The organism is Micromonospora sonchi, assembly GCF_014646235.1.
Classification (GTDB): domain Bacteria; phylum Actinomycetota; class Actinomycetes; order Mycobacteriales; family Micromonosporaceae; genus Micromonospora; species Micromonospora sonchi.
Genome location: NZ_BMNB01000015.1, coordinates 157,310 through 169,395, shown reverse-complemented (window position 1 = coordinate 169,395; position 12,086 = coordinate 157,310). Strand labels below are relative to the sequence as shown.

Annotated in this window: 10 protein-coding genes and 1 pseudogene; 9 read left to right on the top strand and 2 right to left on the bottom strand. The window is 68.7% G+C overall.

The genetic code is table 11. The features are described from left to right. Nucleotides 1-223 precede the first annotated feature (223 nt). From IEY61_RS17680 to IEY61_RS17660, 5 genes and pseudogenes are all read left to right on the top strand, one after another. Nucleotides 224-1,141: a hypothetical protein gene (locus IEY61_RS17680; RefSeq protein ID WP_189045677.1), complete on the top strand. Its 918-nt coding sequence runs from the start codon at nt 224-226 to the stop codon at nt 1,139-1,141. Nucleotides 1,142-1,224: 83 nt separating this feature from the next. Beyond that, nucleotides 1,225-1,599, top strand: a pseudogene (locus tag IEY61_RS17675) (IS5 family transposase); the annotation flags it as partial. A gap of 129 nt (nt 1,600-1,728) precedes the next feature. Next, a complete protein-coding gene (locus IEY61_RS17670) occupies nt 1,729-2,421 on the top strand; it encodes a response regulator transcription factor (protein WP_229706003.1) in 693 nt (230 codons plus the stop codon). A gap of 207 nt (nt 2,422-2,628) precedes the next feature. Continuing rightward, nucleotides 2,629-3,624: a sigma-70 family RNA polymerase sigma factor gene (locus IEY61_RS17665; RefSeq protein WP_189045675.1), complete on the top strand. Its 996-nt coding sequence runs from the start codon at nt 2,629-2,631 to the stop codon at nt 3,622-3,624. A 62-nt stretch (nt 3,625-3,686) separates the two neighbouring features. Next, entirely contained in the window at nt 3,687-4,250 is a 564-nt protein-coding gene (locus IEY61_RS17660) for a dihydrofolate reductase family protein (protein ID WP_189045673.1), read from the top strand. 45 nt (nt 4,251-4,295) lie between these two features. On the opposite strand, the gene IEY61_RS17655 is transcribed toward IEY61_RS17660, so the two are convergent. Then, complete coding sequence (locus tag IEY61_RS17655) at nt 4,296-5,441, bottom strand: serine hydrolase domain-containing protein (RefSeq protein ID WP_189045671.1); 1,146 nt, start codon at nt 5,439-5,441, stop codon at nt 4,296-4,298. Between the two features lie 53 nt (nt 5,442-5,494). Here IEY61_RS17655 and IEY61_RS17650 point away from each other — a divergent pair, with 53 nt between their 5' ends. From IEY61_RS17650 to IEY61_RS17635, 4 genes are all read left to right on the top strand, one after another. Continuing rightward, nucleotides 5,495-6,034, top strand: a complete 540-nt coding sequence (locus IEY61_RS17650) for a PadR family transcriptional regulator (RefSeq protein WP_189045669.1) — start codon at nt 5,495-5,497, stop codon at nt 6,032-6,034. Between the two features lie 338 nt (nt 6,035-6,372). Next, entirely contained in the window at nt 6,373-6,714 is a 342-nt protein-coding gene (locus IEY61_RS17645) for a dihydrofolate reductase family protein (RefSeq protein WP_229706002.1), read from the top strand. A 135-nt stretch (nt 6,715-6,849) separates the two neighbouring features. Continuing rightward, nucleotides 6,850-9,393, top strand: a complete 2,544-nt coding sequence (locus IEY61_RS17640) for a GmrSD restriction endonuclease domain-containing protein (RefSeq protein WP_189045667.1) — start codon at nt 6,850-6,852, stop codon at nt 9,391-9,393. Nucleotides 9,394-9,419: 26 nt separating this feature from the next. After that, nucleotides 9,420-11,567 carry a UvrD-helicase domain-containing protein gene (locus IEY61_RS17635; RefSeq protein ID WP_189045665.1) on the top strand — a complete coding sequence of 716 codons (2,148 nt, stop codon included), beginning with the start codon at nt 9,420-9,422 and terminating at the stop codon, nt 11,565-11,567. 92 nt (nt 11,568-11,659) lie between these two features. Here the strand turns inward: IEY61_RS17635 and IEY61_RS17630 are convergent, their stop codons facing one another. Then, entirely contained in the window at nt 11,660-12,070 is a 411-nt protein-coding gene (locus tag IEY61_RS17630) for a hypothetical protein (protein WP_189045663.1), read from the bottom strand. Between the last annotated feature and the right edge of the window lie 16 nt (nt 12,071-12,086).

The following is a 12,086-nucleotide window of genomic DNA, read 5'->3' as shown; positions in this document are numbered from 1 at the left end:
ACAGCCCCGGACGCGGAGAACCGGCGCACCCGCAGCGACACGCGACCAACCCACACCCACCACAGGCAGACAAAACGGTCAAGCCGAAACCGTCAAGCAGGGATCAAAACTCTCTGACGAATCGAGGTCAGCCGAAGGACACGATGTCGAGACCGCGCGCGCCAAATGCGGGTTCATCGACTTCGCCAGCCCTGCCATACCTGGGATGCACACAATGCTCCCGTTGGGACTATCCGTCGCCGGAAACGACTACTTTGGCACGGTCACCTGTGGATCGAACGTCGGCGACCCCCGCATCGCCGGCGGCCACGGCGGTCACTACACCTATGGCCAGGGCGGCTACTACGACCGGAACGAGGCACCGGGGCGCGATGCGGCCCGCGAGGGTGACGCGAGGTATCGGGATCTCGCCGATAAGGCCGATCAAAAGTGGAAGGAGTACGTCGACGCCATCGAGGAGGGAGCGAGAAACCACACGTTCGGCGACGACCCGGAGAAAGACGCGGAGTTGGACCGGAACTGGAAGAGAAAAGAGTTTGAGGCGAACGACGCGATCAAGGAGCGGGACGCTGAGGGTCCCCCGTTGGTGGCCGATGGCGGCGGCGGTGGTGATGCTGGTACCGCCCGGCCCAGCGGCGAGGACGCGTGCGCCGAGGCCATGGCGCTTGTGGCGCAGTGCAACGCGATCAACTGGCTGGCGCCGAACTGCCAGGAGGTGCTGGCCAAGATGAGGAACTGTGACGCCTCCATCATCACGCCGCACCCCGACGACAACGAGCCCTGCGCGAAATCCGAGGAGCCCAACCTCGAGACGGTGAAGAAGATCCAGACGCTGGTCTGCAGCATGCGGATCAAGCCTGCGCCCGACCAGGACCCGTGCGCCGGGGCCACTGTGGAAGCCCACCAGTTCCGCGGCTACGTGCCGACCAACAAGGGCGGCCCGGCCTGCGGCAGCGAAATTGCGCTGACCACGCCCGACGCTTGCCAGCCTACGATCACCGTGCTCAGCCCGCAGCAGCAGTGGCTCAATTCCGTCGCCGAAAAGTCCAAGCGCGTCGGGAACAGGGTATTCATCATTCCCTTGCCCGAGCCGTTCCCTAACGACCCGAACGGTCCCCGGACCTGCCACCCGCACTGCTGATCGTGTGCAGAAGGCCACCCGCGATCGGGTGGCCTTCTGCGTAAAGCGAATACGCCCTGGTCAACTAGTTTTTTGTCTCGCAAATAGGTCAGCGTCGCTACCCCTCGGACCTGACCGATGCCCAGTGGGCGCTGGTCGAGCCGCTGCTGCCACCGCTGAGGACCGGCGGCAGGCCGGAGAAGCATCCACGCCGTGACGTGGTGGACGCGATCTTGTACGTGGTGCGGACCGGTTGCTCGTGGCGGCAACTGCCGGTCGACTTCCCGCCGTGGCAGACGGTGTACTGGTACTTCATCCGCTGGGAGGAAGACCAGGTCACCGAGCGGATCCTCGTCGTGTTGCGCCGCAGGGTCCGCGCCGCCCAGGGCCGCGCCGCGGAGCCCACAGCCGGGATCATCGACTCCCAGAGCGTCAAGGGCGCTGAGACGGTCGGTCAGGACGGCCGAGGGTGGTCGGCACGTGTCAACTCTGGGCTGATGTCTTCGGCTTTCCCGTCCCCTACGGTTGACCCCCATGGACGTGTGGTGGCGCCGGACCGTTGATGCCGGCCTGTGTCTGGCCGTGCTGGTCACGGGCCTCGCCGAGGTGTGATCGTCGACGACCAGGCGCTGCTGCGGGAGGGCTTCCGCCTCATCCTCGAGCGGGCCGGCATGGAGGTGGTCGCCGAGGCCAGAGACGGGATCGAAGCCGTCGCCGTCTGCGCTGAGCACCGGCCCGACGTCGTCCTCATGGACGTACGGATGCCTCGGCTGGACGGCATCGAAGCGACCCGTCGGATCGTGGTGCAGCAGCCCGGCGTCCGCGTGATGGCGCTGACCACCTTCGATCTCGACGAGTATGTGTACGGCGCGGTGCTGGCTGGCGCCAGCGGCTTCCTCCTCAAAGACGCTCCTCCCGATGACCTGGTGCACGCGGTGCGCGTCGTGGCCCGGGGCGAGGCGATGCTCGCTCCCGAACTCACCCGCCGGCTACTCGACCGGTTCGCCACCGCGCCTTCCACCAGCCCAGCTCCGCTGCCCAACGTGACCGAACGAGAAGCGGCCGTGCTGCGACAGGTCGCACGAGGCCGATCGAACACCGAGATCGCCAGCGCACTGTTCCTCAGCGAGGCCACGGTCAAGACCTGTGTCTCCCGTCTGCTCACCAAGCTGAACCTCCGCGACCGGGTGCAACTCGCGGTCCTCGCCTACGAGTCAGGCCTCGTCCAAGCCGGCGATGAGGCCTGGGGGCATAATCCGCCGGAATGGACCACTCATCCGGGACCCCGCCTGTCGAGCTGAACCGTTGGTGCTATCACGCCGTTGGGGCCTCGCTTCCACGAAGAGCTGCCAGTCGCCCGATTCGTTTGTGCTGTCAGATCGACAGGACCAGCGCGCCTTCGGCGGCAGCGGTCACCGGCGTACCGCTGTTCCTCGGCCGGGTCCACGACCCGCTGGTCACCGGGCCGTAGCAGTTCCTGGCTGCCACCGGCTCGGTACGGTCGCCGGATGAGCGACGACGACTTCGCCCGGCGGATCGAGCAGCACCGGCGTGAGCTGCGCGTCCACTGCTACCGGATGCTCGGCTCCTATGACGAGGCGGAAGACCTCGTGCAGGAGGTCTTCCTGAAAGCATGGCGGGCGCGGGCCGGGTTCGAGGGTCGGTCGTCCCTGCGCAGCTGGCTCTACCGCATCGCCACCAACGTCTGCCTCGACGCGCTCGACGGGCGCAAGCGGCGGCTGCTGCCCGATCAGGCCAACCCGAACTACGTACCCGGGCAGTCGGCGACGGCGCTGTACACCGGCCCGTGGCTGCAGCCGTTCCCCGACGTGCTGCGGGAGCCGGTCGCGCCGCGCACGGACGAGCCGGAGGCGGCGGTCGTGGCGCGGGAAACCCTGGAACTGGCGTTCCTGGCGGCGATGCAGCACCTGCCGCCCCGGCAGCGCGCCGCGGTGATCCTGTGCGACGTGCTCGGCTGGCCGGCACGGCAGACGGCCGAAGTGCTCGACGGCAGCGTCGCGTCCGTCAACAGCGCCCTGCAGCGGGCCCGCGCGACGTTGCGGGAGCACCTCCCGCCGGGCCGGTCGGACTGGGCGCCGGCCGCGCCGCCGACCGAGGAGGACCGGAAGGTGCTGCGGCTCTACCTGGACGCGGTGGAGCGCGGCGACCTCGACGCGGTGGCCAGACTGCTGGCGAAGGACGTGCGGTCGACGATGCCGCCGTTCCCGGAGTGGTTCGCCGACCGCGAGTCGGTCCTCGCGGCGCTGGCGGCGACCTGGGACGCGAGCTCCCCCGAGTACATCGGCGCGTTGCGCATGATTCCCACGAGCGCCAACGGGCAGCTCGCCGCGGCGAGCTACCGGCGGCCGCCGGGGCAGCAGATCTTCGAGCCGTTCGGGATCGGGGTGCTTCGGGTGCGCGACGGCCTGATCATCGAGGTCGTCGCGTTCCACGAGCCGGCGCTCTTTCCGGCGTTCGGGCTCCCGCCGATCCTCGACCGATGAGTTTTCGTCGCGGTCGCCGTCTTTTCTTCGGTACGAGCAAATCAGCGCACCGGGAGGACGGCATGAGCGACATCGAACCACACACCGCGAACGGGAAGGTCCTGTGGCACTTCACCATGTCACTGGACGGGTTCGTGGCGGGGCCGGACCACGACATGGCGTGGATGGAGACCGGCATCTCCGAGCGTCCCGGCTTCATCCAGCAGTACGTCGAGACGACCGGTGCCATCCTCGGCGGCCGGCGCGGCTGGGACCAGTTCCCCGACGCCGGCAATATCTACGGCGGCGCCTGGACCGGGCCGGTCTTCGTGCTGACCCACCACCCCGAGGACGCGAAGCCCGCCGATCGGGTGACATTCCTCGACTGCGACGTGGCGGAGGCGGTGCGGATCGCGCTGGCGGCAGCCGACGGCAAGAACGTGGAGGTGCTGTCGGCGGACATTGGCCGTCAACTTCTCGAACGTGGTCTGATCGACGAGATCGACCTGCACATCGCGCCGGTGTTGCTGGGTGACGGCATCCGGCTCTACGAGCACCTCGGCGGCCGCCCGATCTACCTCCACCGCGTCGGCGCCGACGATCCGACGGCCGAGTTGGACGTACGCTACCGACCTGCGGCCGCGTAGGGCAGCGTTCTCCGGTCTGAACCGGACGGTCGCGGACCGTCCGGTTCAGCCGGCCCAGATCCGCAGGCAGGCGGCCATGATGCGGAACGGCAGGCTCCGAGCCTCGGTCTGGTCGACGGTGCCGGTCAGGTGCAGGTCGAGTTCCGGGCAGGTGAACAGCCAGGTGCCGGTCGACCCCGAGTGCCCCACCAGGGTTACCGGCCCGCGCAGTGGCGACATCAGCCGGTTGACCTTGAAGAACATGGTGCCGAGGCCGTAGCTGAGGACCGGGGCGTTGCGCAGCCGGTTGCGGCGCTCGGTCAGCAGGTGCCGGGTGTTCGGGTCCTCGAAGGGCTGACCGGCCACGAGCGCCCGCTCGAAAGCGAGGAGATCATCGGTGGTGCTGAACAGGTCGTTGGTCGATGCGATGACCCGGCCAACGTCCACGCGCCGCCGCCGGGCGTGCAGGGGTAGGGGTGCGGGCAGATCAGGCTCGGCGGGCTCGGCGGCGGGGTGCCAGGTGTGGGTGAGGCCGAGCGGGCCGGTGATGCGTCCGGTGAGGAGCTCGGGGAACGTACTGGAGGTGGCGTTCTCCAGGATCCGGATCAGCAACTGGAACCCGGTGTCGGAGTAGCGTGCCCGCTGCGTCGCGGCGGTGAGGTCCTGCGGGGCGAAGTGGGGGCGTTGCTGCTCGCGGGTGATGGTGAGGACGTCCTCGAAGGTCCAGGATGTGTCGTGCCCGGCACGCAACTGCCGGTACAGGCTGGCGGCGCCGCGGCGTCGTTCGAAGAAGTCCGGCAGGCCGGAGGTGTGGCTGGCCAGGTGGCGTACGGTGATCTGCGGTGTCCGGTCCAGCCCGCGCCGCACGTGCAGCCCGGTGGTGACGGACGCGGGCAGGTAGGTGGAGATCGGGGCGTCGAGGTCGAGTTCGCCGCGCTCATGGGCCTGCAGGACGAGCGTGATGATGAACCGCTTCGTGATCGAGGCGATGAAGAAGGGTGCTTCGGGGCGTACCTCCGGCTCGTCGGTGCCCTCCGGCCCGGACCCGCCCGCCCAGTGGCGCTGCCCGTCGGCGCTGGACAGGGCGAGGCTGACGTGGTGCAGACCGGGTTTGGCGCTCAAGCTCTGCACGAGTTTGCTCAGGCCGGCGTTGACCTCGTCGGTCACGCGATTGCCGGGTGTCGCGAACGTACGCACGGGTCTTTCTCGCATGACAACATACCTACTAGACATGTCTAAGAGAGTCAACCGAGTAGGATCAAGATGTGGCACACGTGATCCTGGGCCTGCTGCTGCTCGCCCCGCAGAGCCTGTACGGCCTGATCAAAAGCTTCGAGGCGGGCGTCGCGCTGTTCTACAGCGCCAGCTCAGGCAGCATCAAACGAGCCCTCGACACGCTGCTCGACAAGAATCTGATCGAGGTGGCGAGCACCGAACCGGGCGGACGCGGCAAGAAGGTCTACCGCACCACGGAGGCGGGCCGACAGGAGTTCCACCGTTGGATGACGGGCGAACTCAGCGGGGCGGACCTGGAGACAGCGGCGCTTGCCCGACTGTTCTTCCTGGGCCTGCTCGACCCCGCGGATCGCCCACCGGTGCTGCGACGAATCCAGGAGCGGGCCGCAGCCGACCTCGCCCAGCTCACCGCCCTCAAGAAGCACCTCGACACGATGGAGGTGCCGGCCGAGTTCCGCGATGTGGCCGCGTACCAGCGAGCGACTCTGGACTACGGCATCGCCTCCGGACGGCACGCCCTCACCTGGTTCGGCAACCTCGCCGATCGCGGTGGACCGCAGACCGGGTGACGCCTGCGGCCGCGAGGCCGAGCCAGCCAGGCACCTCCGCAGAGGAGTTCGGAGAGAGACCGACAACAGGGCAGTGGCGGGGAGGCGGGCCCTGGCCCGTGCTGCATGTCGAAGTCGGGCGGCTGGCTCCGTCCTAGCCGGTGACAGAGCTGCTCCGCCCTGCAGGTGGAGCGGCGGACGACGACCGGTAGGAGGCTGCGGGTGCGGAAGGTGATCGCAAACGAGTTCGTGACCCTGGACGGGGTGGTGCAGGCGCCGAGTTATGCCGATGAGGATTCATCCGGTGGCTTCCGGCACGGTGGTTGGCATACCGGCTACCTCGATGACCTGTCAACACGTTGCCCAAGTTTGTCGCCTCGGCGACCCTCGCCGAGCCGCTGGGCTGGCCGAACTCGACGCTGCTGGCAGGCGACATCGGTGCGGCGGTGCGCAGGCTGAAGGCGGAGCCGGGGCGGGACCTGCATGTCATTGGCAGCCCCGGGCTCGTCCAGACCCTGCTGGGTCTGGATCTGGTGGACGAGCTCCGGCTGATGATCGACCCGGTGCTGGTGGGAGGCGGCAAGCGCCTCTTCCGCGAGGACAACGCACACCGACCGCTGCGGCTGGTCGACAGCAAGGTGACCAGCACGGGCGCGATCATTGCGACGTACGCCGCCGATGGGGCATTGAAGTCGGCCTGACCGCCGTTTGTCGGGAAGCCGACACGCGGTCAGGTCGACATCTTACCGTTTACCCCTTTCGTGGGTTGCCCTGCCCGCTGTTGCTCTGGTTGTCTTGCCGGACTCAAGGTCAGATCACAGCGAGGAGTCGACTGCATGGTTGCGGCGCGCGAGACGATTCTGCGGGAGCTGCTGGAAGGCGCGAAGCAGTATCAGGTGCCGCTCTACCAGCGCACGTACTCGTGGTCGAAGACCCAGCTCACGCGGCTGTGGGACGACATCCGCAAGCTTGCCGACGACCAGATCGAGGATCCGACGGCGACGCACTTCATCGGCTCGCTCGTGCTGGCGCCCAGCCCGAACATCGGACCCGCCGGGGTCGCGGAGTACCTGGTGGTGGACGGGCAGCAGCGGCTCACCACCCTGACCATCCTGCTCTGCGCGATCCGCGATCACCGTGCCAGGCACGAGGGCCCCGAGCACCACCAGCGCATCCACATGCAGTATCTGGTCAACCCGTTCAAGGCGGAGCCGCAGCGGCTGAAGCTCGTCCCGACCCAGGCCAACCGGGCCGCCTATCTGGCGTGTGTGGACTCGACGCCGCAGGCCGGCGGCGCCGACCCGATCGGCGAGGCGTACCGCTTCTTCGGCGCGCAACTGGCCGCCGCCGATGACCCCGACGACCCGCTCGACATCGAGCGCATCGAGAACGCCGTCATCTCCGGCCTGGCACTGGTGTCGGTCACCGCGCAGGCCGGCGACAACGTCTACCGGATCTTCGAGTCGCTCAACAACACCGGCCTGCGCCTGTCCCAGGCCGACCTGCTGCGCAACTACCTCTTCATGCGCCTGCCGACCCGGGGCGAGGCCGTCTACCAGACCCTCTGGCTGCCATTGCAGGAGCATCTGGCGCCCGACGACCTGGTGCTGCTGTTCTGGCTCGATCTGGTACACCGTGACCCGCGTGTCAAGCAGACCGACGTCTACGCCGCCCAGCAAACCCGGCTGAACCGGCTGCGCTCCGAAGAGGAGATCGAGGCGGAGGTCCGACGGTTCAGCCAGCTCGGTGCGCTACTACGGATCATCCTCAACCCCGCCGAGGAGAAGGACGCGGGTGTACGGCAGCGGCTGGAGCGGCTGCGCGCCTGGGGCACGACCACCGTCTACCCGCTGCTGCTGCACCTGCTCGACCGCCGTGAGCAGGGCACGGCGACCTCGGAGCAGGTCGCCTCGGCCATGCGGTATGTGGAGAGCTTCTTCGTCCGGCGCCTGCTGATCGGCCGCGCCACCGCCAACATCAACCGGATTCTGCTCAGCATCGTCACCGAGATGAGCCCCGAGGTGCCGGTGGACGAGGCGGTTCGGGCGTACCTGTCGACCGGCCGCAAGCACTATGCCAGCGACGCCAGTGTTGGGGCTGCGGTGCGATCGATTCCGTTCTACCTCAACGGACGGGCGCACCAGCGCAAGCTGATCCTCCAGTGGCTGGAGGAGTCGTTTGGCAGCAAGGAGCCGGTGCAGCCGGATGCCCTGGCCATCGAGCATGTCCTGCCGCAAACCCCGACGGCCGAGTGGCGGCAGATGCTGGCCGCCGACCTCGGCCCGGACGAGAACTTCGCCGAGGCGCACGAAGCCCTGGTGCACACGCTGGGGAATCTGACCCTCACCGGCTACAACTCGGAACTCGGCAACAAGTCGTTCGCGCTCAAGCAGGCGGACCTGGCGAGGAGCGGCATCAAGCTGAACCAGAAGATCGCCCGACAGGAAAACTGGGGTCGTACCGAGATCCACGCCAGGGCCGACGCCCTCGCCGCACGCATCGTCACCCTCTGGCCTGGCCCCACCGAGCAGGCGGCCGAGCAGTCGGATGCCCTGTGGGGCCTGATGAACAAGGCGCTTGCCGAGCTGCCCGCCGGGTCCTGGACGACGTACGGCGACATCGCCGCACTCATCGGCACGGCACCGCTACCGGTGGGCACCCGGCTGGCCAAACACCCGGCCCCGAACGCTCACCGGGTTCTGCAGGCCGATGGCCTCGTGGCGGCCAACTTCCGTTGGCCTGATCCGGGCCGTACCGACGACCCGCGTGAGCTGCTGGGCGCGGAGGGCGTCAAGTTCGACGAACATGGCCGGGCCGACCAGTCCCAGCGCATCGGCACCGAGGAACTGGCGCAACTGGCTGGCGTGACGCCGGACGACCTGCCCGAGCGGCTGCCGCGACAGCGGCCGGTCGGAAACGTCGACTACCCAGCCCGGTTCATCGAGCAGTTGACCAGCCTGCAAGGCCCCTCGGTCGCCACCGCCATCCACGTCGTACTCGACGCATGGACCACGCTGGGCGGCACCCTGCTCTACGGCAGCGGCGGGGAAACGTCCTGCTTCCTCATGGCGCGCGGCAAGGAACACGAACTCGGCAACATCTGGCCGGCGACGATCTACCCGAGCGGCAAGTTCGAGATCGTGTTTCAGCACTTGAACGTGCGTACGCCGTTCGACGACATCACCCTGCGGGAAGAGCTGCGCCAGCGGCTGAACGACCTACCGGGTGTGGACATCCCCGCCGCGAAGATCGCTCTGCGCCCGGGCTTTCCCCTCACCGTCCTCACCGACGCCGGTGCCCGCGAGGCGCTGCTCGATCACCTGAGCTGGTTCTACGACCAGGCGCAAACGCCCACCCCGGCCTCGCTCTTCACCGAGTAGGTTCCCACCACCCGGAGGGTTCGCCCGTGCCGCAGCTCGCCTTCGCCAACAGTTTCTGGCAGAGCTATGACGTGCTGGAGAAGCCGGTCAAGGCCGGCGTACGCAAGGCGATGGAGAAGTTCCAACGGCTCACCGTCGCCGAGCTGCACGCCGACAAGGGACTGCACCTGGAGTCGGTGAACAACGCGCGGGACCCGCGGATGCGGACCATCCGGATCACCGACTTCTGGCGTGGCGTGGTGCTCGCGCCCGACGACGGCAGCGACACGTTCCTGCTGCTCAACGTGGTGCCGCACGATGACGCGTACGGGTGGGCCGCGAAGCGGCTCTACACGGTGAACAGCGCGACCCGGGCCCTGGAGGTCCGCAACGTCGTCGCCATCGAGCAGCTCACCCCGGCGCTGGAGAAGGCCGCCGCGCAGGCGCCGCGCCTGCTGTTCGCCAAACACTCCGACACCGTGCTGCGCGACCTCGGCATCGACGACCAGGTGCTGCGGGCGGTACGCACGATCGTCGACAAACCACAGCTGGAGGCGTTCGGCACGCTGCTGCCGGAGGACCAGTTCGAGGTGTTGCAGTACCTCGCCGAGGGCTTCACCCCGGACGAGGTCCACCGCGACGTGGTGACCGTGCGTCGGCCGGCCGCCGCGACGCCGGAGGCGAGCGACAGCCTGGAGATCGCGATCGCGAACACAACCAGCCGGATCACCCTGGTCACCAGCCCAGACGAACTGGCCGAGGTCCTCGACAAACCGTTCGCCGCCTGGCGGGTGTTCCTGCACCCGTCGCAGCGGCGGGTCGCGTACCGGATCTCGTACCACGGTCCGGCGCAGGTGACCGGCGGGCCGGGCACCGGGAAGACGGTGGCGGCGCTGCACCGGGTCAAGCACCTGCTTTCCCGTACGCCGAACAGTCGGGTGCTGCTCACCACGTACACCAACGCCCTGGCCGCCAGCCTGCAGGAGAACCTGGCGCTGCTGCTCGCCGACGAGAAACAGTTGGCGCGGGTGGAGGTGACCACGGTGAACGCCTTCGCCAACCGCACCATGCGGGCCCTCGCCGGCCGGGTGCCGAGCCCGATCGGGGACGTCGACGAGCGGCAGGTCTGGCGCCGGGTGTGCCGCAGGCTAACGCTGCCCTGGACCGAGCAGTTCCTGGCCCAGGAGTTCCGGCACGTCATCCTCGGCCACGACGTACGCGACCGCGAGGCGTACCGTGCCGCGAGTCGGCGTGGCCGCGGCTCCGCGCTGGGCCCCCGGCAGCGCGACCGGGTGTGGGAGGCCGTGGAGATGTTCACCGCCGAGCTGTCGGCCGCCGGCACCGCCACCCACCTCCAGATCTGCGCGCGGGCGGCGGACCTGCTCGGCGACGCCGACCTCACCGAGCACGGGTACGACCACGTGGTGGTCGACGAGGCGCAGGACCTGCATCCGGCACAGTGGCGGGTGCTGCGCGCCGCTGTGCCACCCGGCCCCGACGACCTGTTCATCACCGGCGACCCGCACCAGCGAATCTACGACTCCCGGGTTTCGCTGGCCGCGCTCGGCATCTCGGTCACCGGGCGCAGCAGCCGGCTGCGCGTCAACTACCGCAGCACCGAGGAGATCCTCTCCTGGTCCACCAGGGTGCTCGTCGGATCGCGGGTCGAGGAACTCGGCGGCGAGGGCGAGGACAGCCTCACCGGCTACCGGTCGCTGCTGCACGGCAAGCAACCCCATGCCGCCGGGTATCCGACGAGCCAGGCCGAGATCGTCGCGCTGGTGGACCGGGTGGGGGAGTGGCTCAAGCAGGGTGTGGCGGCGAGCGAGATCGCGGTGTGCGCCCGGTTCAACACCACGCTGAGCAGCGTGCAGGAGGAGTTGGCCGCCGCCGGGATCCCGGCGATCCGGGTTCGGGACCAGCCTGGAACGGATGTCGACGGGGTCCGGCTGGCCACCATGCACGCGATGAAAGGGCTGGAGTTCCGCTGTGTGGCGGTCGTCGGCGTGACGGCGCGGGCGGTGCCGTTCGCCAAGGAGGTCACGCCGGCCGACGTGGACCCGATGCAGCACGCGAGCGACCTGCTTCGGGAGCGGTGCCTGCTGTTCGTGGCGAGCACCCGGGCGCGGGAGGCGCTGCACGTGTCCTGGAGCGGGCAGCCCAGCCCGTTCCTGGCGTTCGCCGCCGCGCGTTGACGCAGGTGCCCTCAGGGCACAGTTCGCGCTCCTTCTGCCACAGCACCTCGTCGTGGAAGAGCCCGTCTCGCAGGTGCTCGCGTTGCCGACGGTCAAACGGTCCGATCTGGCCGGAAACGTCCCGGCCGATGCAGCCAGGGCGAAGCCCTCGGCGCCGCCGCGATAAGGGCGACCGCGAGAGCCGTGATGATCGCTTGCCCGATCCGGCCGAGCGTGACCCCCGGAGCGCTGTCCAGCACGTAGTTGGCATACCCGTTCGCCACCGCGTCGCTGGCGAGCACGACACAGCCGAGCAGCAGCCCTTCGATCCGACGCAGCGCCAGCAACAGCGCCGCGAGCGGATCGAAGACGGTCAGCGAGGCGAAATACCACATCAGCCAGATGGGCATGGACAGGTTAGGACCACCCGGCCGGACCCCGAGCAGGTCGCCCAGGTGAACGATCCCGCCGTACGCGAAGACACCGACAGCGGCGAACACCACAACCCGAACCCATCTGGGCACGCCGGCCCACCGCCGG

Bases quoted from the DNA above. Each gene is read 5' to 3' on its own strand.
- IEY61_RS17665 (WP_189045675.1), top strand. From the start codon at position 2,629: ATGAGCGACGACGACTTCGCCCGGCGGATCGAGCAGCACCGGCGTGAG.
- IEY61_RS17660 (WP_189045673.1), top strand. From the start codon at position 3,687: ATGAGCGACATCGAACCACACACCGCGAACGGGAAGGTCCTGTGGCAC.
- IEY61_RS17655 (WP_189045671.1), bottom strand. From the start codon at position 5,441: ATGCGAGAAAGACCCGTGCGTACGTTCGCGACACCCGGCAATCGCGTG.
- IEY61_RS17640 (WP_189045667.1), top strand. From the start codon at position 6,850: ATGGTTGCGGCGCGCGAGACGATTCTGCGGGAGCTGCTGGAAGGCGCG.